General features: G+C 70.3%; 17 protein-coding genes and 1 tRNA gene. 9 read left to right on the forward strand and 9 right to left on the reverse strand.

All coding sequences use genetic code 11. The annotated features are described in order from the left end of the window. Nucleotides 1-877 precede the first annotated feature (877 nt). Nucleotides 878-951: transfer RNA gene (locus I4J89_RS35580), tRNA-Thr, on the reverse strand. Between the two features lie 138 nt (nt 952-1,089). Between I4J89_RS35580 and I4J89_RS35585 the strand changes: the two genes are divergently transcribed. Continuing rightward, entirely contained in the window at nt 1,090-2,178 is a 1,089-nt protein-coding gene (locus tag I4J89_RS35585) for an ABC transporter ATP-binding protein (RefSeq protein ID WP_196418564.1), read from the forward strand. A gap of 75 nt (nt 2,179-2,253) precedes the next feature. Here the strand turns inward: I4J89_RS35585 and I4J89_RS35590 are convergent, their stop codons facing one another. Beyond that, on the reverse strand, nt 2,254-3,867 hold the full coding sequence (locus tag I4J89_RS35590) for an outer membrane protein assembly factor BamB family protein (protein WP_196418565.1): 1,614 nt from the start codon (nt 3,865-3,867) through the stop codon (nt 2,254-2,256). A 118-nt stretch (nt 3,868-3,985) separates the two neighbouring features. On the opposite strand from I4J89_RS35590, the gene I4J89_RS35595 reads away from it, so the two are divergent. Next, a complete protein-coding gene (locus I4J89_RS35595; protein WP_196418566.1) occupies nt 3,986-4,405 on the forward strand; it encodes a GNAT family N-acetyltransferase in 420 nt (139 codons plus the stop codon). Here I4J89_RS35595 and I4J89_RS35600 read toward each other — a convergent pair. Continuing rightward, entirely contained in the window at nt 4,380-4,877 is a 498-nt protein-coding gene (locus I4J89_RS35600; RefSeq protein ID WP_196418567.1) for an MSMEG_6728 family protein, read from the reverse strand. The genes I4J89_RS35595 and I4J89_RS35600 overlap by 26 nt on opposite strands. A 94-nt stretch (nt 4,878-4,971) precedes the next feature. After that, complete coding sequence (locus tag I4J89_RS35605; protein WP_196418568.1) at nt 4,972-5,862, reverse strand: hypothetical protein; 891 nt, start codon at nt 5,860-5,862, stop codon at nt 4,972-4,974. Nucleotides 5,863-5,983: 121 nt separating this feature from the next. On the opposite strand from I4J89_RS35605, the gene I4J89_RS35610 reads away from it, so the two are divergent. Then, nucleotides 5,984-7,747 (forward strand): NAD-binding protein, encoded by a 1,764-nt coding sequence (locus tag I4J89_RS35610; protein WP_196418569.1) that lies wholly within the window; start codon nt 5,984-5,986, stop codon nt 7,745-7,747. Here I4J89_RS35610 and I4J89_RS35615 read toward each other — a convergent pair. Continuing rightward, a complete protein-coding gene (locus I4J89_RS35615) occupies nt 7,724-8,944 on the reverse strand; it encodes a DUF4032 domain-containing protein (protein ID WP_196418570.1) in 1,221 nt (406 codons plus the stop codon). The genes I4J89_RS35610 and I4J89_RS35615 overlap by 24 nt on opposite strands. A 91-nt stretch (nt 8,945-9,035) precedes the next feature. On the opposite strand from I4J89_RS35615, the gene I4J89_RS35620 reads away from it, so the two are divergent. After that, nucleotides 9,036-10,379, forward strand: a complete 1,344-nt coding sequence (locus I4J89_RS35620) for a trypsin-like serine peptidase (RefSeq protein ID WP_196418571.1) — start codon at nt 9,036-9,038, stop codon at nt 10,377-10,379. 10 nt (nt 10,380-10,389) lie between these two features. Next, nucleotides 10,390-11,097 (forward strand): phosphatase PAP2 family protein, encoded by a 708-nt coding sequence (locus I4J89_RS35625; protein ID WP_196418572.1) that lies wholly within the window; start codon nt 10,390-10,392, stop codon nt 11,095-11,097. 248 nt (nt 11,098-11,345) lie between these two features. Here I4J89_RS35625 and nagA read toward each other — a convergent pair whose 3' ends face one another. From nagA to I4J89_RS35640, 3 genes are read right to left on the reverse strand one after another with little or no spacing between them, the layout of a single operon-like run. Further along, a complete protein-coding gene (gene nagA / locus I4J89_RS35630; protein ID WP_196418573.1) occupies nt 11,346-12,440 on the reverse strand; it encodes an N-acetylglucosamine-6-phosphate deacetylase in 1,095 nt (364 codons plus the stop codon). A gap of 5 nt (nt 12,441-12,445) precedes the next feature. Beyond that, nucleotides 12,446-13,366 (reverse strand): ROK family protein, encoded by a 921-nt coding sequence (locus tag I4J89_RS35635; protein ID WP_196418574.1) that lies wholly within the window; start codon nt 13,364-13,366, stop codon nt 12,446-12,448. Further along, the gene (locus tag I4J89_RS35640; RefSeq protein WP_196418575.1) at nt 13,363-14,286 is read right to left on the reverse strand and encodes an SIS domain-containing protein; all 924 of its coding nucleotides are present in this window, start codon (nt 14,284-14,286) and stop codon (nt 13,363-13,365) included. The genes I4J89_RS35635 and I4J89_RS35640 overlap by 4 nt, the downstream gene beginning before the upstream one ends. 190 nt (nt 14,287-14,476) lie before the next feature. Between I4J89_RS35640 and I4J89_RS35645 the strand changes: the two genes are divergently transcribed. The 4 genes from I4J89_RS35645 (at nt 14,477) to I4J89_RS35660 (ending at nt 17,679) form a co-directional block, all read left to right on the forward strand. Continuing rightward, complete coding sequence (locus I4J89_RS35645; RefSeq protein ID WP_196418576.1) at nt 14,477-15,262, forward strand: DeoR/GlpR family DNA-binding transcription regulator; 786 nt, start codon at nt 14,477-14,479, stop codon at nt 15,260-15,262. 42 nt (nt 15,263-15,304) lie between these two features. After that, complete coding sequence (locus I4J89_RS35650) at nt 15,305-16,294, forward strand: ABC transporter ATP-binding protein (protein ID WP_196418577.1); 990 nt, start codon at nt 15,305-15,307, stop codon at nt 16,292-16,294. Next, nucleotides 16,291-17,298 carry an ABC transporter permease subunit gene (locus I4J89_RS35655; RefSeq protein WP_196418578.1) on the forward strand — a complete coding sequence of 336 codons (1,008 nt, stop codon included), beginning with the start codon at nt 16,291-16,293 and terminating at the stop codon, nt 17,296-17,298. Before I4J89_RS35650 ends, I4J89_RS35655 begins: the two co-directional genes overlap by 4 nt. 72 nt (nt 17,299-17,370) lie before the next feature. Beyond that, entirely contained in the window at nt 17,371-17,679 is a 309-nt protein-coding gene (locus I4J89_RS35660) for a DUF3263 domain-containing protein (RefSeq protein ID WP_196418579.1), read from the forward strand. A gap of 9 nt (nt 17,680-17,688) precedes the next feature. On the opposite strand, the gene I4J89_RS35665 is transcribed toward I4J89_RS35660, so the two are convergent. Then, nucleotides 17,689-19,911 (reverse strand): AAA family ATPase, encoded by a 2,223-nt coding sequence (locus I4J89_RS35665; protein WP_196418721.1) that lies wholly within the window; start codon nt 19,909-19,911, stop codon nt 17,689-17,691. Nucleotides 19,912-19,944 lie beyond the last annotated feature (33 nt).

Consider the following 19,944-nt stretch of genomic DNA (forward strand, 5'->3'; position numbering starts at 1 on the left):
GAAACTCCAAAAGAGACTCATGGCCGGCCGGGCGAAAATCCCGCTCCTACGCCAACGAGTCGTCCTCATCGCACACCTACGGCGACGCACCGCCGCAGCTCACTAACGATCTTCCGCTACGAAAATCTTGCCAGAGCCAGTCTTAGCCGTACGCCGACAATACCCATCCGTTAATGATCCAGGACACTCGGACGACGTACTGATCTGCCGCTGACAGCGTGCTACCGAGCGTCAGAGCCATCCGGTCGGTCAGACAGGCGCTCTCGCTGATTTGAGTGCGAGAGCAGCTCTCGCTGGCACTGCAATCCGATGGAGCTCCGTGAAAGTGCTGATCACGGACCGGAAGGCTGATCGCCTGGCAAGACGGTCAAGATCTCGTAGGGCGCGGTCGTTGTCTTCTGGGACGACCCGGCGGTCTGACCGATCACGCGTCCGCACCGTCGCGGCGAGGCGATGGCCCAGCACGGCGACGCTTGCTCGCCGGTCGATAGCTGCTGCAGGTTCGCCACAGCCATGCCCGACAGATTAGGCGCGCCAGCCGCAATTGCGGTCATCGTGAAGGCTCGAGCCGAAGTCCCAACCAAGATCCCTACCATCGCCGACCGCCGCCTCGGCAAGGAGCGGTGGGCTGGCCTGAAAATCATGCGCTGACCAGCGCAAACGTTCTGAGCACGCAGGTCGCGGTCGGAGGTCGAACCGACGACCTCCCGTTTACCGGACGGGATGCGGTGAAACCGTCCCCCGGATGTGCCCTGACCTGCTGATATGCGGGAGTCGTTGGGCGTGCGCGGAGACCCGCAGATGGGTGCTGTACGGGCACCAGCATCACCCTGCTTGAATCGCTGGACGAGAGTTTCCGCAGGTCACGGGCTTAGCGAGCCCCCGGTCGGGATCGAACCGACGACCTCCCGTTTACAAGACGGGTGCTCTGGCCATCTGAGCTACAGGGGCGGGCGGACCTCAGCATAACGTCCCGTTATGCGATCGCCATCTTGGCAGGTCACCTAAAAAGAAATACGGTTGCGGGGCTGTTCCTTCTACTCGGATCGTCCGGCACGTTCCTGCCGGTGGAAAGGAAGTCGATTCACCATGGCTACAGTCACGTACGAGAAGGCCTCCCGGATCTATCCGGGCTCCGAGCGCCCAGCGGTCAACGAGCTGAACCTCGAGATCGGCGACGGAGAGTTCCTCGTCCTGGTCGGCCCTTCCGGTTGTGGTAAGTCCACCAGCCTGCGCATGCTCGCCGGCCTGGAGGACGTGGACCGCGGCCGCATCCTGATCAACGACAAGGACGTCACCCACCTCCCGCCGAAGTCCCGTGACATCGCGATGGTGTTCCAGAACTACGCTCTCTACCCGCACATGACGGTGTACGAGAACATGGCGTTCGCCCTGAAGCTGCGCAAGACCCCGAAGGCGGAGATCGACCGCGCGGTCAAGGAAGCCGCCGCGCTGCTCCAGCTGGAGGAGTACCTGTCCCGCAAGCCGAAGGCACTCTCCGGCGGTCAGCGCCAGCGTGTCGCCATGGGCCGCGCGATCGTGCGTCAGCCGCAGGTGTTCCTCATGGACGAGCCTCTGTCGAACCTTGACGCCAAGCTCCGCGTCCAGACCCGCTCGCAGATCGCCACCCTGCAGGCCAAGCTCGGCGTCACCACGGTGTACGTGACGCACGACCAGGTCGAGGCCATGACCATGGGTCACCGGGTCGCGGTCATGCTGGACGGTGTGCTCCAGCAGGTGGACACCCCGCGGGCGCTCTACGACACCCCCGGCAACGTCTTCGTCGCCGGCTTCATGGGTTCCCCGGCCATGAACCTCAAGACCGTCCCGCTGACCGAGTCGGGCGCCACCTTCGGTTCGCTCAGCGTTCCGCTGACCCGCGAGCAGGTCGCCGCGGCCCAGCAGGGCGGCGACGGCAAGGTCACCATCGGTTTCCGTCCGGAGGCGGCCGAGGTCGTCAGCGAGGCGGTCGACGCGCTGCCGATCAAGGTGGACCTGGTCGAGGACCTCGGCTCGGACGCCAACGTCTACGGCCACTCGGAGGTCGGCGGCGGTTCGGAGCGCTTCGTGGTGCGGACCGAGCGTCGCTACATGCCGCACATGGGCGAGACGATCTACATCCGGCCGCAGGTCAGCGCGCTGCACGTCTTCAACGCCGGCTCCGGCTTCCGGATCTGACGTAAGGCACTGTGATCTGAAGTAAGGCACTGTGATTGGGCGGTCTCCCTGCGGGGAGGCCGCCCAATCGCGTTTTCAGCCGGCGAACCGGTACAGCACGAACTGCTCCTTGCCGACGCAGGCCAGCAGCGACGTGTTCCACGAGCAGGTGGCGGTGTAGACGTCGCGTACCTCGCCCATCGCCTCCGGGCCGTCGCCGAGGTGTACCCCGGAGAGCGCCCGGTTGCTGACCGACTGGGTGAGCGGGTCGGCGAAGCGCAGCATGTTGCCGCCGTCCAGCCGGGCGGCCCGCCCGGTCGCGGTCCACACCTTCTTGCCCTCGGCGTCGAGGAGGGTGACCTCGTCGGCGGAGGAGTTGGTGGTGGCGAGCACGGAGTCGCCGATCGGGGCCAGCGACTCGATCTCGGGGACGTCGGCTCGCCAGACCTCACCGCCGTCGACCGCGTCGACGGCGACCACCTGGTCCTTCTTGTGGTCGTATCCGTCCGTCTCGACGAAGCAGAGCCGGCCGTCCCCGCACGGCGCGAACTTGCTGACCGACGCGTCGGCCTTGGCCGTGTAGAGGGTGACCGGCAGATCGAGCTGGTCCAGCTGGTAGGCGAAGATCTTCTGCGCGTTGCTCGTCGAGTCCTGCACGAACAGCCGGCCGGCGTGGGCGAGCACCTCGTTGCTGGTCGTCGCCACGCCGTCCTTGGACTTGAGCAACTTGCCGGAGTCGAGGTCGAAGACCTTCGCCGAGCGGTCGCCGTTGATCTGCACGATCCGCGCGTCGCCGTAGGTCGGGTCGAGGAGGCGGCCGAAGACCCCGGCCGGGCGAGCCAGGTCGTCCTCGGTGGTGACCGGGACCACGAGCGAGGAGTCCGGGTCGTCCTCCTCGTGCTCCACCTTGCCGGTGGCGAGATCGAGCCAGAGCAGGCGGCCCTCGCCGCGGTCCGACAGCACCGCGGTCTCCGACCCGAAGTGCATGACGTCCGAGCTGCCCATCGGCCGTTCCCAGAGCTTGCGGCCGTTGTTGCCGGCGTCGAGGAAGACCATCTGAATCTTGCTGGACGAGGTCAGGGTGGAGAAGAAGGCGACGCCGGCGGGGAGCGCCACCATCTGCTGCCAGCCGGTGGCACCCGGGGCGGACACCTCGGTGCGCCAGGCCTCCTTACGTGACTCGGTGTCGACCGCGACCACGCCGAGCCGGCCGTCCGAGTCCGAACTCGCGTAGTAGATCCGGTCGCCGCTCACCTCGGCGTTCGACCAGCTCGACGAGATCGGCACCAGGGCGTCGTACCGCTTCTCCTGGTCCAGCGCGTGGAAGTCGAGGGCCGGGTAGCCCGGCCAGAAGATCACGGCGGCGGCCACTCCGAGCGCGACGGCGCCGGCCGCGCAGGCGGCCCAAATCCCTTTCCGGTACGCCCTATGAGCGCGTTGCGGTGCCTCCGGAGAACCCGGGATCGTCCACGTCGAGTTCGGATGGGCGGGCGAGTTGGGGTCGGCCAGGTGGTAGGGCACGTGCCCACCGGCGGCGATCGCGGCCGCCTCGGCGGCAGCCCAGGGGTCGACCGGGTGCGCGTAGCCCGGCTCGGTCGTCAGGCGTTCGGTCCGATCGCCCTGGTCCGGCGGGGTGGGCTGGGTCTCGCCGCCCCCGGTGCCGGAGTCGCCGTTGCCCGGAACCGCCATGTCGCCGCCCTTCTCCGCCACCGTTTCGGCTCGTCATGCTACCGAGCGGAACGACGATGATCAGTCATCCGAAGGCTTGGAGAGCGCTCGCCGGAATTGAGTGCTGAATCGTGATTTTTCCCCTAGCTATCGTGGCGCCATGCGTATCGAACGAGTCACTGCCGTCGCTGAAGTGCACCGCGCGGCGGATCTGTTCGACGCACCGCCGATCGAGGAGGCGACCCGCCGCTTCCTCGCCGACCCCACCCATCACCTGCTTGTGGCGTACGACGACGCGAACCGGCCGATCGGGATGATCTCGGGGGTGGAGACCACCCATCCGGACAAGGGCACCGAGATGCTCGTCTACGAGCTGGGTGTGGCACCGGTCGCCCGGCTCCAGGGCATCGGCGCCGCGCTGGTCAACGCGCTCGCCGAGGTGGCCCGGGGCAACGGCTGCTACGGCATGTGGGTGGCGACCGAATCCGACAACAAGGCGGCGCTGGCCACCTACCGCCGCGCGGGCGCCCTGGAGGAGATGACGTTCACCCTGCTCAGCTGGGATCTGAGTGAGGGATGAGCCGGGCCGGTCGGTCCGAGGCCGGCCAGACGTACGGCAGGTCGTCGGGGATGTCGTCGCCGAAGACCGGGCGGTAGTGCTCCGGGTCCTTGCGGAGCAGGGCGGACCGGTGGCTGCGATGCAGCGGTTCGTCGCCGAGCCAGGGCGGTAACTCGCCGGCTGCGGCGAGCTCCGGCTGGGTACGGACGGTGCCGACGGCGACCGCGGCCCGCAGGTCGGTGACCAGCGTGGCCGCACAGGTGTCGGCGCGGCCGGTGGCGGTCCAGACGTCGCACATGTCGAGCCCGTAGCGGACCAGGGCTTCCTCGTACCCGTGCCACATCTTGACCGCTGGGTGGTGCCGCCATCCGTACCCCGGCTGGGTAAGCCCGCGCAGCACCTGGATGGTCTCCACGCGCTGCTTGCCGAGCCGCTTCGTGTCGAGAGCCTGAGCGCTCGCGGTGAAGTCCGGAAACGGCAGGAAGGTCTGCATGCACCGATTGTCCGCCGGGCCTCGCGACGGAGTGCGGGTACGCGAAAGCGCGCGCCGCTGGACGATGCGGCGCGCGCTTTCGCTGGGGTAACGACTACTTGCCGACGAAGCCGTCGACCGGTTCCTCGTGCAGGCGCGGGTCGTCGACCTCGGCGGCGAAGCCACGCGGCGTCGACGGAGACGGGGCCGGCGTGGCCGAGGCGGGTGCCGCACTGACCGCCGGTGCCGGCTCGTCGACCGGTGCGACCGAGGCGGTCGGCGCCGGGGTGGCCGCGGCCTTCCGGGCCGGCTTCGCCCGTACCGAACGGCCACCGACCGGCAGCCCGGAGAGGTCCGACTGCAGGTTGGTGAGCTGCTGCTGGAGGTCGCCCACCGGGTTGCCGCCGCCGAGCCCGCCGAGCAGCGGGATCTCGGGGCTGCCGGCCTCGGTACGGGTGGGCGCCACCGGGCGCTCGTCCGCGGCCGGCTCACGCGTACCGGTGCCGGCCATCGCGGGCAGGCCGGCCGGCGTGAGGCCACCGAAGAGGGTGCCGTCGACGATGCTGTCGAACGGCAGGCCGGCGAACTTGAAATCCTGGCCGGCGAGCGGCATCGGGATACCCTGGATGGGCAGCCCGCCGAGCGGTCCGCGCCGCCGGTTCTGGCCGGCGTCCGGCAGGGTACGGCTGACCACGTCGGCGGCGGGCAGCAGCCGGCGGTGGTCGGCCGGCTTCTCGACCGCCTGGCCCTGCTGCTGAGCGCCCGGCTGCACCTGGAGGAGCTGCCGGTTGCCCGGCTTCAGGTCCATCAACGGTTCGCCGCTGAGCGGATCCGACGCGACGGGGCTGGACAGCCGCCAGTCGTTGGTCGGCGCCAGCGCGTACCCGAGGGCGGTCACCGGCGCATCGAGGACGCTGGGGTTCGGGAGCACATCGGCCTGGGCGGGCGCAGCCCCGAGAAGGAGGATCCCGCTGGCGATCGCTCCGGCACACCACAACTTACGCACTGTCTTCTCCAGCCACATCGGACGATGGGTTCTGGGTAATACCCACCAAGTCGGACGAATGGTTCGGATGGGGCAACGAGCGGCCCCACGAGCGGGTTCCGGCTGACTACGATCTGCGAACGTGAGTGTCGTTCCCGCCGATGACGTTTCCGAGGCCCGTGCGTCCGATGGGGACAACCGCCCCCACCTGGTGCTTTGCGGTGCGGACGCGCTGGTCTACACGCTCGCCGAGGAACTGGCGAATTCGCGTCACCGGATTCGGATCACCGTGATCACTCCGCACCGGTTGCGCCCGGACGTGCCCGATCTGGCCGCGTTGCGGGAGCACGGCGTCGAGTGGCGCAAGGCTGACCGGCTGGACGAGCGGACCTTCCGGGAGGCCGGTCTCGCGGGCGCCGCCGCCCTCGCCCTGGTGATGCCGGACGACATGGTCAACCTGCATGCCGCGCTCTGCGCCCGTGAGGTCGAGGCGAAGCTGCGGGTCGTGGCGCGGATGTTCAACACCGGCCTGGGCGACAGTGTGGTCCGGCTCTTCCCGGACAGCGCGGTGCTCTCCGACGCCGAGATGGCGGCGCCGGCCTTCGTCGCGGCGGCGCTCGGCGAGGTCGCTCCGACGCACTTCCGGCGCGCCGACCGTACCCTCTATGTCGCTCACCGCGCCGCCGTCGCCAGCCGGCGCGTGGTGCTGACCTTGACCACGACCGGCGACGACGGCGCGGTGAGCGTCCTGCCAGCGGATCCATCGCGGGAGGCGGCGAAGCCGTCCGACCTGGTGCTGGCCGAGGCCGTCGGCCGTCCACCGGGCGAGGACTTGACCCGGCGGCTCCTCGCCCGGGCCAGCCGGCGGCATCCGCTGCGCGCGATGGGACGAGTCCTGCGGGCCGCGCTGAACCGCAAGCTGGGCATCGCGGTGCTGATCACCCTGGCGATCACGGTTCTCGCCGGTGGTGTGCTGAGCCGGTTCGACGAGCCGCACTACGACTTCTGGAAGTCGATCTACGTGACGCTGCTGACCGCGGTCGGATCGTCCGATGTGGAGGTCGAGCGCCCGGCCGTGGCGCAGATCGCCCAGCTGGTGCTCACCCTCGCCGGCCTCGCGATCATTCCGCTGATCACGGCGGCGGTGGTGGACGGCATGGTGAACGCGCGGCTCGCGCTCAGCCAGGGCCGGATCGCCGGCGAGATCCGCGATCACATCGTGCTGGTCGGGCTCGGCAACGTCGGCACCCAGGTGCTCCGGCAACTCCACGATCTCGGGATCCGGGTGGTGGCGATCGACCGCCACGACCAAGCGCGCGGAGCGAAATCCGCCCGCCGCCGCGGCATACCGGTGATCGTCGGGGACGCCTCGTCCGAAGCGACCCTGCAACTCGCGTCGATCGACACCTGCCGGGCCCTCGTCGTGCTCTCCACCGACGACCCGGTCAACCTCCAGGCCGCCCTGCACGCCCGGGCCGCCCGCGAGGACCTGCGGGTGGTGCTGCGGCTCTTCGACGACGACTTCGCCAAGCGCGTCGAGTCGGCCTTCCAGATCAACATCTCGCGAAGCGTGTCCCGGCTCTGCGCACCGGTCTTCGCCGCCGCCCTGCTGGAGCGGGACGTGCACGCCACCATCCCGGTCGACCGGCACGCCGTGATGGTCGCGACCGTCACGGTGCAGGCGCGGTCCAGTCTGGACGGTGCGCCGCTGGTGCACGCCGACCATCCGGGCGAGGCCCGGGTGATCGGGATGTCCGCTGCCGGGGAGGAGTGGGTCGACTGGGTGCCGGACCGTCGCCGTGTCCTGGCCGAGGGCGACCGGATCCTGGTGGTCGCCCGGCGCGGTGGCCTGCGTGCGCTGGTCGAGCTGGCGAGCCCGCCGCTAAACGAGGCCGCTGCTCAGTGAGTCCGCCTCGATGCCGAGCACGGCCTGCTCGTCCGGCTTGTTGACCAGCACCTCGGTCAGGTAGGACTGCACCGCCGGAGCCATGCCGACGTCACGCCCGGCCTGCTCGGACAGCAGCCACTTGTGCTGGATGATCTGCGAGAAGATCTCCTGCGGCTCCAGCTTGCGGCGCAGGTTGGCCGGTACGGCCCGGACCACCGGTTCGAAGACCTCGGTGAGCCAGCGGTGCGCGGCCTGCTGCTCGTCGGTGAGGTGGCTCTCCGCCCGGTACGTGTCCAGATCGTTCAACAGCTGGCGAGCCTGGTTCTCCTCGGCGTCCAGGCCGGTCAGGCGCATCAGCCGCCGGGTGTGGTAGCCGGCGTCGACCACCTTGGGCCGCACCTTGTAACCGCCGTCCATGGTGGACATGGAGACCTCGGCGACGTCGAAGCCCATCTCGTTGAGCCGCCGGATCCGCCGCTCGATGTGGTGCCGGGCGTCCTTCGCCACTTCCTGCTCGTACGTCACCTCGTGCCACAGCCGCTCGTACCGGGTCACGATGTCGTCGACCACCTTCAACGGGTCGATCGACTCGTGCAGCAGCTCGGCGGCCTGGAGGTCGAGGCACTCGCCGAAGATGTTCAGCCGCAGGATCTCGATGTCCTCGCTGCGCTGACCCTCGGAGAGTTTCGGGTAGAGGTTGCCGGTCTCGGCGTCCACCAGGTACGCGGCGAACGCGCCCGCATCCCGCCGGAACAGCGTGTTCGACAACGAGCAGTCACCCCACGAGAAACCGGTCAGATGCATCCGAACGACGAGCGCGGCGAGCGCGTCGAGCAGCCGGTTCATCGTCTCCGGGCGCAGCACCCGGGAGAACAGCGCCCGGTACGGCAGGGAGAACTGGAGATGCCGGGTGACCAGCACGGTCTCCAGCGGTTCGCCGTCCTCGGTCTGCCGGTCGGTGGCGATGGCGATGGCCTGCACGGCCGGGAAGTCGATCCGCTCCAGGGCGCGGAGCAGGTCGTACTCCTTCTCGGCGATCCGTTCCCGGGTCTCCTTCATCGCGTAGACGGTGTCGTTCAGCCTGACGAACCGCACGACGTGCCGCGAGATGCCCTGCGGCAGTGCGACCAGGTGATCCGCCGGCCAGTCCTCGAGCGGAATGTGCCATGGCAGATCCAGCAACGCCGGGTCGATGAGGGCGGACGTGATGCGCACCGACCAAGTGTGCACTTTCGTGCGGCGCGTCGCGTCCGTACGTGGCTCGTTACACAGGTGCGAAACGGCCGACGAACCTAGCGGGAGTGGCATGCGACGCAAGACAGGCATCGTCATCGGAACATGCGCCGCGGTGGCGCTGGTCGCAACGGCCGGCGCGGTGGCGAGGTCGCACACCGATGATCGTCCCGTCGGCACCTGGCACGAGGCGCCGGGCGTCGCGCGTACCCCGGTGGCGGTGCACGGGCAGTCGCCCGCCGCGACCACCGTGGTGCCCGAGGCGGGCCGTGCGCTCGAGAAAGCACCGGCCCGCAGCGCCGAGCCGTCCGAGACGCGCGCCGCCCAAAGGCCGGGCGACGGCGACCGGCGGCTGGAATCGGCCCCGGCGACCCGGCGGCAGCGGATCGGTGAGCTGCTGCGGGTGGACCGGCTGCTCGGCTACCTGGTGGGGCCGTCGAAGGAGAGGTTCCGCTACCCCGGTGCCTCGTACGTGAAGTTGCACCTCGACCGGATGGCGCTGCTGCCCGGCGACTATGTGACCGTGTCGAACCCGGAAGGCACCGAGTCCTACCGGTACGACGCCGGCGACGCCGACGGCCGCTGGGCCATGTCGATCACCGGGGACACCGCGGTCCTCGAGGTGCATAGGGCGGTCAACCCGCTCGGCCTCGGCTCGGTGCTCGGCAGTCTGGGCGTGCACGTCGACCGGATCGCCCGCGGGTTCAAGCGGAACGAGTCGGTGCCGGCCGGCCCGGGGCGGGAGGAGTCGGTCTGCGGAGCGGACACCTCCACCGATGCGGTCTGCTACCAGTCGAAGGACGCGGTGGCGTACACCAAGTCGAAGGCGATCTCCCGGCTGCTGATCAACGGGACCGAGCTGTGCACCGCGTGGCGGGCCGGCCCGAAGAACCGTCTGGTCACCAACAACCACTGCCTCACCACGTCCGACGAGGCATACGACACCGAGGTGTGGTTCAACTACCAGTGCGCCCGGTGCGGCGGGTACGACGTCTTCAAGCCGACCAAGGTCTGGGGCGACAAGGTGCTGGCCACCGACCGGGTGCTGGACTACACGCTGTTCACCGTCGACGCGTTCACCTCGATCGAGAAGTTCGGCTATCTCACCCTCGACACCGCGCGCCCGGCCCGGGGGCAGGCGCTCTACGTGCCGCAGCACCCGGCCGGCGAGCCCACCCGGATCGCCGGCGGGCAGGGTGACCGGGCGGGCAACTGCGCGGTCGACAACCCCGACTACACCGGGTATGCGACGCATTCCGACGTCTCGTACTTCTGTGACACCGCGGGCGGTTCGTCCGGTTCGCCGGTGCTGTCCCGTGCGACGAACAAGGTGGTGGCGCTGCACCACTTCGGTGGCTGCCCCAACTCCGGGGTGCGTGGGGACCTGCTCGCCAACCGGTTGCGCGCACACCTCTAGCTTGTAAGGCGTGACCGAGACGATCGCACGGACCCGTACCCGCGGCTGGTGGCTCGATGTGCTGGCGCTGGCCGGGTTCGTGGCGATCTCACTGGCGCTGGCGAACGGCGTCTTCCTCGGCTTCGACCAGTCGGTCGCCGACTGGGCCTTCGCGCACCAGCCGAAGCCGGCCTACTGGACCGCCCGGGTCCTCAACTACCTGGGCCAGGGCGGTCAGGTGCTGACCCCGGTCGCGCTGATCCTGACCGGCATCCTGGTGCACCGGACTCGGTCGGTGCGCGCGGTGCTGCCGTTCGCCGCCGCGTTCGTCCTGACCTACCTCACCATCGGCCCGGCGAAGATCTTCTTCGACCGGGCCGCGCCGCGGTTCAAGGGCCCGGAGAAGACGGTTCTCTTCAACCCGCACGCGTCGGGCGACCTCGCGATGAGCTATCCCTCGGGCCACATGGGCAACGTCCTTGTCTGGTACGCGGTGTTCGCCATCCTCATCACCGCCCTGCTGCGCCGGCAGCTGACCCGCTGGGAGTGGTTCAGCCTCCGGGTCCTGCCCGTGGTGATCGTCTTCGTGACGACCGTTTATCTGGGTTACCACTGGGTCACCGACTCGGTCGCCGGTGTGCTGCTCGGCCTGGTCCTGGCCCGCCTGCTCACCCGCATCCCCTACGACCGGATTCCCCTGCCCGGCCTTCGCGGTTGGTCACGCCCGGCAGGTCTCTGAAAACCTTTCCGGGGGTACGGGCATGTCCGTTCCCGCCCTTTCCGACCGTCCCGCCTGCCCCGCGCGATCTTGCCGCCGCTCAAGGCCCCAACGCGCCCGCCGGGCTTAAGCGCGGCTCGCCAGCCCCCCGCGGTGCGTGGTCCGGGTCATGGGGCCGGCCTCGTGGGTGAGCCCGGCGCGGGCGCTGGGGCATTGAGTTGCAGGTGGTCGCGTGGGAGCCCGGGGTCGTCTGCGTAGGCGTACCGGAGCTAGATCTGCGCGCCTGCGCGGAGGACGTGCTTGAGTGAAAGGTCGGCCTTGAGCACTGCGATGTCGGCCCTCAGGCCGGGCAGGAGTGAGCCGATCTGGCCGGAGAGGCCCAGCAGGCGGGCCGGCGTGGTTGCGGCCATCGCTACCGCCGTGACCAGCGGGAGGCCGGCGGCTACCGCGTTGCGGAGCGCGACGTCCATGGTCAGCGTGCTGCCGGCGATGGCTCCGCCGTCGGCCAGGCGGGCCACCCGGTCGGCGACGATGACTGCCTGGCCGCCGAGTTCGTAGCGGCCGTCCGGCATGCCGGTGGCGTCCATCGCGTCGGTGACCAGGATCGAGCGGTCGGGGCCGGCGGTGCGGGCGGCGAAGGCAAGCATGCCGGGGTGCAGGTGGATGTTGTCGGCGATCAGCTCGACGGCGGCGGTCGTGGAGAGCAGGCCGACTACCGGGCCGGGTTCGCGGTGGTGCGGCGGGCGCATGCCGTTGAAGAGGTGGGTACCGACGGTCGCGCCGGCGGTCACACCGGCCTGGGTCTGGTCGAACGTGGCGTCGGTGTGCCCGATCGCCGCCAGCACGCCGTTCTCCCGCAGGTAGGTGATCGCCTCCAGCGCGCCGGGCAGCTCCGGCGCGACGGTCATCATGCGCACCGCGCCCTCGCCGATCTTGACCAGTTCGGCGAGTTCAGCGGGGATCGGGTCGCGCAGGTAGGCGGGGTTCTGGGCGCCGCAGCGGGCGCCGGACAGGTACGGGCCCTCGAAGTGGATGCCGGCGATGACGCCCTCGGCGACCAGGGGCTTGTACGCCTCGGTGGCCGAGCGCATCAGTTCGAACGGACTGCTCACCAGGCTGGCCAGCAGCGTCGTCGTGCCGTGACCCAGGTGGAAGGCGGCGGCACCGCGAGCGGCGTCCGCGTCACCGGTGGTGAAGGTGTGCCCGCCGCCGCCGTGGCAGTGCACGTCCACGAAGCCGGGCACGATCACGTCGTCGCTGACGGCGAGGTCCGGCACGATCGCGGCGATCTCCGTCCCGTCGAGCTCGAGGTGACCGGGGATGACCGCGGTGGGGGTGACGATGCGGCCGGAGATGCGCGTCATGTGCTTTATTCCTGGAGGGAGTCGAGAGCTAGCAGGGCGGCACCCAGGCAGCCGGCGGTGTCGCCGAGTTCGGCCCGGACGATCTCGGGGGTGCGGTGGAACGTGATGCCCTCGGCGACGGCCGCGCGTACCGGGCGCAGCAGGTCGTCGCCGGCCTCGGCGAGCCCGCCGCCGAGCACCACCACCTGGACGTCGTAGAGCGCCTGGGCGGTGAGCAGACCGGACGCGAGCGCCTCGGCCGCGTCCTGCCACACCCGGCCGGCCAGCTTCTCGCCGGCGGCGGCGCGGGTGGCCACGTCGAAGGCGGTGGCGTCGGCGATGCCGGAGAGCTCCGCGTAGCGCCGGCCGATCGACTTGGCCGAGGCCTCGGCCTCCAGGCAGCCGCGGGCGCCGCAGCCGCACAGCGCGCCGCCGGAGCGGACCACGACATGGCCGAGCTCGCCGGCGGCGCCGTGCGCGCCGGGGTAGCCGGCGCCGTCGATCACCAGACCGGCGGCGATGCCGGTGCCGATCGCGACGAAGAGCACGTGTCCGTGTCCGCGCCCGGCGCCCAGACGTGCCTCGGCGAGGGCGCCCACCCGGACGTCGTGACCGAGGGCGGCGGGCATGCCGAGCCGCTGAACGGCGAGATCGCGCAGGGGTACGTCGCGGAAGCCCACGTTCGCGGACCAGACCGCCACGCCGTTCAGCTCGTCGACCACCCCGGGGACGGCGATGCCGGTGGCGATCGGGGTGAGCCCGTCGGCGCGTGCCCGGCCGGCCAGTGACTCGGCGACGGCCAGGATGTTCTCGGCGACCGCCTCCGGGCCGCGGGCGGCCAGGGTGGGATGACGTTCCTCGTGGACGACGGTGCCTTCCGGCCGGACCAGAGCGCACTTCATCCCGGTGCCGCCTACATCGAGGGCGACGACTACCCGTTCGCTCATGTCAGGACTACGGAACGGGTCAGGTTGCGCGGGTTGTCCGGGTCGAGTCCCTGCGTGGTCGCGAGCAGCACGGCGACCCGCTGGGCCAGGATCAGGTCGGCCATCGGGTCGAGCGGGGCCCGGCCGCCGACCCAGCGGCCCAGCGAGGCGTATCCGCCGTGGTGGCGGCTGTGCACGTACGCCGCTCCGGTCGCCTCCACCTCGTCGGCGAGCCCCTCCGGCACCTCACCGAACGCCCACACCACGCGGCGCGGCCCGGCGATCGAGATCGGCCCGTGCCGGTAGTCCATGGCCGGATACGACTCGGTCCAGTAACCGGCCGTCTCCCGGCACTTCAGGGCGGCCTCCTCGGCGAGCCCGACGGTCCAGCCCCGGCCCAGGAAGGTGATCTGGTCGAAGAGTGCCGGGTGCACCGGCAGCGGCAGCCGTACGGCCACCTCGCCGTCCATCGCGATGGTCTCGATGTCGTGGCCGAGATGGGCGCGGAGCACCGCGAGCACGCTGGTGGCGAAGCGGGTCTGCACGACGGACTGTTCGTCGGCGAAGTCCAGCACGACGGTGTTGTCAGCGATCTCGGCGGCCGGCTGGGCGGCGTCGGCGGTGAGGACGGTGACCGGGGTGCGCTCACCGACGGTGCGCATGACGTCGACGACCTCGGTCGTGGTGCCCGAGCGGGTGATCGCGACGAGCCGGTCGTACCGGCGTCCGTACGGGAAGTCGGAGGCCTGGAACGCGTCGGTCTCGCCGTGTCCGGCCTGCTCACGCAGCACCGCGTACGACTTGGCCATGAACCAGGAGGTGCCGCAGCCGACGACCGCGACGCGTTCACCGCGCTCGGGCAGGCCCGGCGATCCGGCTAGCTTCGCGGCCTGGCGCCAGCACTCCGGCTGAGTGGCGATCTCCGCTTTTACATGGCTCATGGCTGTTCCTCACCGGTAGTTGCTGCGCATTCGCGCTCGGTTCCCGGGTATTTCGCGCGCTATTGTGCTCACGATGCTGCCGCCGGGGCAAGTTGCCATCGCCCTTCGCGCATCGGGCCGCTTTGCTTCCGGGCCTTTCGCGCACTAATGTGCACACACTTATCATGGAACGTGCATCTGGGAGTGTCGGGTGGACCGGTACGCGCGGTGGAATGCCCTGCTCGAGCTACTCACGGAGAGTGGCCGGGTAACGGTCGAGGAGGCCTCGGACCGGCTTGACGTGTCCCAGGCCACCATTCGCCGCGACTTCGACCAGCTCGCCCAGCAGCAGATGATCACGCGCACCCGGGGTGGTGCGGTCGCCAACGGAGTGTCGTACGACCTGCCCCTGCGGTACAAGAGCGCCAAGCACTCCGCCGAGAAGCAGCGCATCGGTGAGGCCGCCGCCCGCCTGGTCACCCCCGGTACGGTCGTCGGACTCAACGGCGGCACCACGATCACCGAGGTGGCCCGCGCGCTGGCGGTCCGGCCGGATCTGAACGTGAGCGGCGACGGTGCCCAGCTGACCGTGGTCACCAACGCCCTGAACATCGCCAACGAGCTGCTGGTCCGCTCCCGGATGAAGATCGTGGTGGCCGGCGGCGTGGTCCGCCCGCAGTCCTTCGAGGTGGTCGGCCCGCTCGGCGGTGCCCTGCTCAAGGAGGTCACCCTCGACATCGTCCTGCTCGGCGTGGACGCGCTCGACGTCGAGCTGGGCGCGGCCTCCCACCACGAGGGCGAGGCCGCCATGAACAGCCTGATGGTGGCCCGGGCCAAGCGGGTCGTGGTGATCGCCGACTCGTCGAAGCTGGGCGGGCACGCCTTCGCCCGGATCTGCCCGATCACCAAGGTGGAGACCCTGGTGACCGACTCCGGAGCACCACCGTCGGTGGTCGCCGCCTTCCGGGAGGCCGGCGTAGAGGTGATCACCGCCTGAGTGGGGTCCCGGTAGTGGCGTTCGTGACCTAGGGTGCGGCGAATGACCGCCGTACTCGAGATATCAGGGCTGCGGAAGACCTATCGCGGCCGCAAAGGTGTCCGGAACGCGCTGGACGGCTTCGACATGGTCGTCGAGGCCGGCCAGGTGCACGGATTCCTCGGCCCGAACGGTTCGGGCAAGACCACGACACTGCGTACGCTGCTCGGCCTGATCAAGCCCAATGAGGGCCGGATGTCGATCCTGGGCCGGGAGGTGCCGAAACACCTTCCGGAGGTGGCCCGTGAGGTCGGCGCGATCGTGGAGAGCCCACAGTTCTTCGGCAACTTCACCGCCGAGACCACGCTGTCGCTGCTGGCCGACGCCGGCGGGGTGAACCGCAACCGGGTCTACTCGGTGCTCGACCTGGTCGGGCTGCGGGACCGGTCCAAGGAGCGGGTGAAGACCTATTCGCTCGGCATGAAGCAGCGCCTCGCCGTCGCCTCGGCGCTGCTCAAGGAGCCGAAGCTGCTGATCCTGGACGAGCCGGCGAACGGCCTGGACCCGGGCGGCATCCGGGAGATGCGCACCCTGATGCGGGACCTGTCCGCAGCCGGCATGACAGTGCTGCTCTCCAGCCACATCCTCGGCGAGATCCAGCTGATCTGCGACTCGGTGACGATCATCTCGGCGGGCAAGCGGGTCACCTCCGGCTCGGTCGCCGAGGTGCTGGCCCGGCACAAGTCCGGCGCGGTCAAGGTGCGCCTGGAACCGGGCGTCGACATGATGGGCGCGGCGCAGATCCTGCGGGCGGCCGGTGCCGCGGTCACCCTGGACACCGATCACTTCACGGTCGGCAACGCGAGCAACCCGGCGCAGATCACCAAACTGCTGGCGCAACAGGAGATTTACGTGACCGAGCTGACCCCGGTCGCCGCCGACCTGGAGGACGTCTTCCTCGAGCTGACCGGCACCGCGCCGGTCGAGGGGCAGAACCGCCAGGTCGACGAGACGGCGATGTCCGCGGCGGGCAAGGGTGGGTGGGGACAGTGAGCCTGGCACGTGCGGAGTCCCGGCGGCTGTTCAAGCGCCGTTTCACCAAGCTCCTGATGGTCGGTGTGCTGCTCATCCTGGCGGCGGTCGCGGCCGGCACCTACCTCTCCAACCAGAAGGTCAGTGCGGGCCAGATCGCCGAGGCCAAGGCGGAGGCGAACCGGGACTACCAGGCCGGCCTGGTGAGCGCCGAGCAGGAGAAGCAGAAGTGTCTCGCGGCGGAGGGCACTCCGGAGATCCAGAACTGGGGCGGCAGCTGCGAGAACATCTACACGCCGAGCCCGGAGGACTACGACTACGTCTGGTACATGCCGGCGAGCTTCGAGCTGCGCCAGGAGTTCCCGGACATGATCTCCGTGTTCGCGGTGGTGCTGGCGGCCGCGGCGTTCCTGATCGGAGCGTCCTTCGTCGGGTCCGAGTGGAACAGCGGCGGGATGATGAACCTGCTGCTCTGGCGGCCGCAGCGGCTGCGGGTGCTGGGCACCAAGATGGCTGTCTTCCTGGGCTGGCTCACCGGTGTGTCGCTGCTGCTCGCCGCCGTGTGGACCGGGGTGTTCCAGCTCATCGCGCAGTTCCGCGGCACCACTGACCGGATGACGTCGGGTGTCTGGCAGTCGTTCGGCCTGATGGGTCTGCGCGGTCTCGCGCTGATCGTGGTGGCGGGCGCTCTCGGTTTCGCCATGGCCTCGCTGGGCCGGCACACCGGTATGGCGCTGGGCGCGCTGATCGGCATCGGCGCGGTGCAGATCGGCGTGTACGTGATGGCCCAGCTGGCCGGAGCCAAGTACCCGGACGTCTTCCTGGCGCCGCTCTGGCTCTTCGCCTGGCTGTACAAGGAGTTCGTCGTGGAGGACTACACATCCTGCGATTACTCGTCCACCGGCGGATGTGAACTGGATCAGTTCACGATGACGTGGCAGGTCGCGGGCACGGGCACGGCGGTGCTCGTGGTGCTCGTCGTGGGCGCTGCGATGTGGACGATGCGTAGCCGGGACATCACCTGAGGTAACGTGCGTGGGGATCGTCGGCGGCGCCTATGCTGCTGATGATCCCCCCGTCCATCCGTTGGGAGTGCCATGCAGCCCGCCGCCGAACCGACCGGAGAGCGACCGGTCGAGGAGCAGCAGCACATCCCTGCCCCGCGCTCCGACCCCGCGACGCTCACCGAGCGGGAGCAGCAGATCCTCGCCTTCGAGGCGAAGTGGTGGAAGCATGCCGGCGCCAAGGAGCAGGCGATCCGGGACACCTTCGACCTCTCCTCGACCCGCTACTACCAACTGCTGAACGCGCTGCTGGACAATCCGGCGGCACTCGAGCAGGACCCGGTGCTGGTCGGGCGCCTCCGCCGGCTGCGTTCCACCCGGGCCCGCACGCGCCGGCGCTGAGCTTCCGGATCAAGGTTGGTGCGTGGAGGCGTACGCCTCCAGCCACGCCACCTGGGTCGGCTCGAGTGACGCCCGCACCCGCTTCCGGGCCGCCGCCACGTTCGCCGCGGTGACCGTCGAGGCCTCCAGCGAGTCCCGCATCGCGGCCAGCGCTGACTCGCGGATCAGCGCCGCGCAGTCGGCCGCTGAGAAGCCCTCCAGCTCCGCGCCGAGCTTCCCCAGGTCGACCGTCTCGTCCAGCGGCACCGCCTTCGCCGACGCCCGCAGGATCGCGGCGCGTGCCTCGGCGTCCGGCGGCGGCACGTACACCAGCCGTTCCAGCCGGCCCGGCCGGAGCAGGGCCGGATCGATCAGATCGGGTCGGTTGGTGGCGCCCACCACCACGACGTTGCGCATGTCCTCCACCCCGTCCAGCTCGGTGAGCAGCGCGGCCACCACCCGGTCCGTCGTGCCGCCGTCGGTGGCCTGCCCACGGGTCGGGGCGAGCGCGTCCACCTCGTCCAGGAAGACCAGGGTCGGTGCGGCCTCCCGGGCCCGGCGGAACAGTTCGCGGACCGCCCGTTCGCTGTCGCCGACCCACTTGCTGAGCAGCTCCGCGCCCTTGACCGAGAGCACGTTCGCCTTGCCGGTCCCGGCGATCGCCTTCACCAGGTACGTCTTTCCGCAGCCGGGCGGGCCGTACAGCAGCACACCGCGCGGCGGTGAGACGCCGAGGCGGGCGAACGTGTCCGGGTAGGTGAGCGGCCACAGCACCGACTCGGTGAGCACCTGCTTCACCTCGGCCATGTCGCCGACGTCGTCCAGGGTCACCGCGGCCACTTCGAGGGTGGACTCGGCCATCGAGGTGGGGCGGACCACGTCCAGCGCGGCCTCGAAGTCGGCCATGGTGACGATCGGGGTGGCCTCGGCCTCCCGGTCGCCGACGTGCCGCAGTGCGGCACGGACCCCGGCCTCACGCGCGAGCGCACCGAGATCGGCGGCGACGAAACCGGGCGTACGACCGGCGACGTCGTCCAGCCGCACGTCCTCCGCCAGCGGCATCCCGCGGGTCAGCACGCCCAGCTGTTCACGGCGCATCGCCGCGTCCGGCAATGGCACGGTCAGCTGGACCGCGAGCAGGTCGGGGGCGCGCAGTGCCGGGTCGACCGACTCCGGCCGGCTGGTGGTGCAGATCACGGCCACTCCGGCCGCCACGGTCTCCGCCACGATCTGCCGGAAGACGGTGGAGATCGGGCCCGGCTCCTCCCGTGGCGCGAGCGCCTCGACGTCCGAGATCAGCAGGACGGCCGGTGCGTTGTCGCGTACGTCCCGGGCCAGCTCGCGCAGGCGCGCGGCCGCCGCGTTGTTGGTGAGCGCGGCCAGCTCCGGCGCCCAGATCGGAAGCACGCGCGTGCCGACGGCCGCGCCCACCGCGCGGACCAGCGCCGACTTGCCGGACCCGGAGGGGCCGGAGATCAGTACGCCGAGCGTCACCTTGGTGCCCAGCCGGGCCAGCACCTCACCGTGGTGGAACCCCAGGTCGAGCAGCTCCTCCAGCTCCTTGGCCTGGGCCCGCAGCCCGGGCAGGTCGTCCAGGCTGGGCGGCGGCACCTCCGGGTCGGTGGAGGCCGGCGCGCCGGCGCGGGCCGGCTCGGTGGTGGCGGTCCCGCCGGCCGCGGTGGGGCCGTCCTGCCAGCCGACCACGGTGTCCATGGTCACCAGGGCCGGGTCTCCGCCGGTGAGATCCGTCACGGTCAGCAGGGTGCTGGTCCACCCGTACCCCACCCGGTTGGCCAGGCTGCGCCGGGCCGCCTCGACCAGCGAGCGCTGCCCGGCCACCGCCCCTTGCCGGACAAAGGGCAGCACGTCCTGCGGCAGCAAGGAGACGTCGTCCCCGGCGCTGATCACCTTGCCGAGCAGGGCCAGGCGAAGCATCTCCGGCGAGACCACGGCGACGATCTCCGCTGGCCCGGACAGGGTCACCCGGCGGGCCTCCACGACCGGCGCCGGAACGACCGTGACCTGGCCTCCGTCCCGCAGACCGAGGTTGCCGAGGGTGAGGTCGTCGGCGTAGAGCAGCGCCCGGCTGGCGGTCGCCTCGGCCCGGGCGACGATGCCGGCGGTGGTCCGGGTTCCGATGAGCCGCACCGGGTCGCCGGGCCGCAGCGCGAGAGCCGCCATCACCTCCGGATGCAGCCGGACGATGCCGCGACGCGCATCCAGGGCCGCGGGGCGCAGAGTCGCCGTGAGCATGAGATCATCAGCCACCGCGGATGCCTCCGAGTG

It is taken from the genome of Actinoplanes aureus, from assembly GCF_015704865.1.
Taxonomy (GTDB): Bacteria; Actinomycetota; Actinomycetes; order Mycobacteriales; family Micromonosporaceae; genus Actinoplanes; species Actinoplanes aureus.

Bases quoted from the DNA above. Each gene is read 5' to 3' on its own strand.
- I4J89_RS35585 (WP_196418564.1), top strand. From the start codon at position 1,090: ATGGCTACAGTCACGTACGAGAAGGCCTCCCGGATCTATCCGGGCTCC.
- I4J89_RS35595 (WP_196418566.1), top strand. From the start codon at position 3,986: ATGCGTATCGAACGAGTCACTGCCGTCGCTGAAGTGCACCGCGCGGCG.
- I4J89_RS35600 (WP_196418567.1), bottom strand. From the start codon at position 4,877: ATGCAGACCTTCCTGCCGTTTCCGGACTTCACCGCGAGCGCTCAGGCT.
- I4J89_RS35620 (WP_196418571.1), top strand. From the start codon at position 9,036: ATGCGACGCAAGACAGGCATCGTCATCGGAACATGCGCCGCGGTGGCG.
- nagA (WP_196418573.1), bottom strand. From the start codon at position 12,440: ATGACGCGCATCTCCGGCCGCATCGTCACCCCCACCGCGGTCATCCCC.
- I4J89_RS35635 (WP_196418574.1), bottom strand. From the start codon at position 13,366: ATGAGCGAACGGGTAGTCGTCGCCCTCGATGTAGGCGGCACCGGGATG.
- I4J89_RS35640 (WP_196418575.1), bottom strand. From the start codon at position 14,286: ATGAGCCATGTAAAAGCGGAGATCGCCACTCAGCCGGAGTGCTGGCGC.
- I4J89_RS35650 (WP_196418577.1), top strand. From the start codon at position 15,305: ATGACCGCCGTACTCGAGATATCAGGGCTGCGGAAGACCTATCGCGGC.
- I4J89_RS35660 (WP_196418579.1), top strand. From the start codon at position 17,371: ATGCAGCCCGCCGCCGAACCGACCGGAGAGCGACCGGTCGAGGAGCAG.
- I4J89_RS35665 (WP_196418721.1), bottom strand. From the start codon at position 19,911: ATGCTCACGGCGACTCTGCGCCCCGCGGCCCTGGATGCGCGTCGCGGC.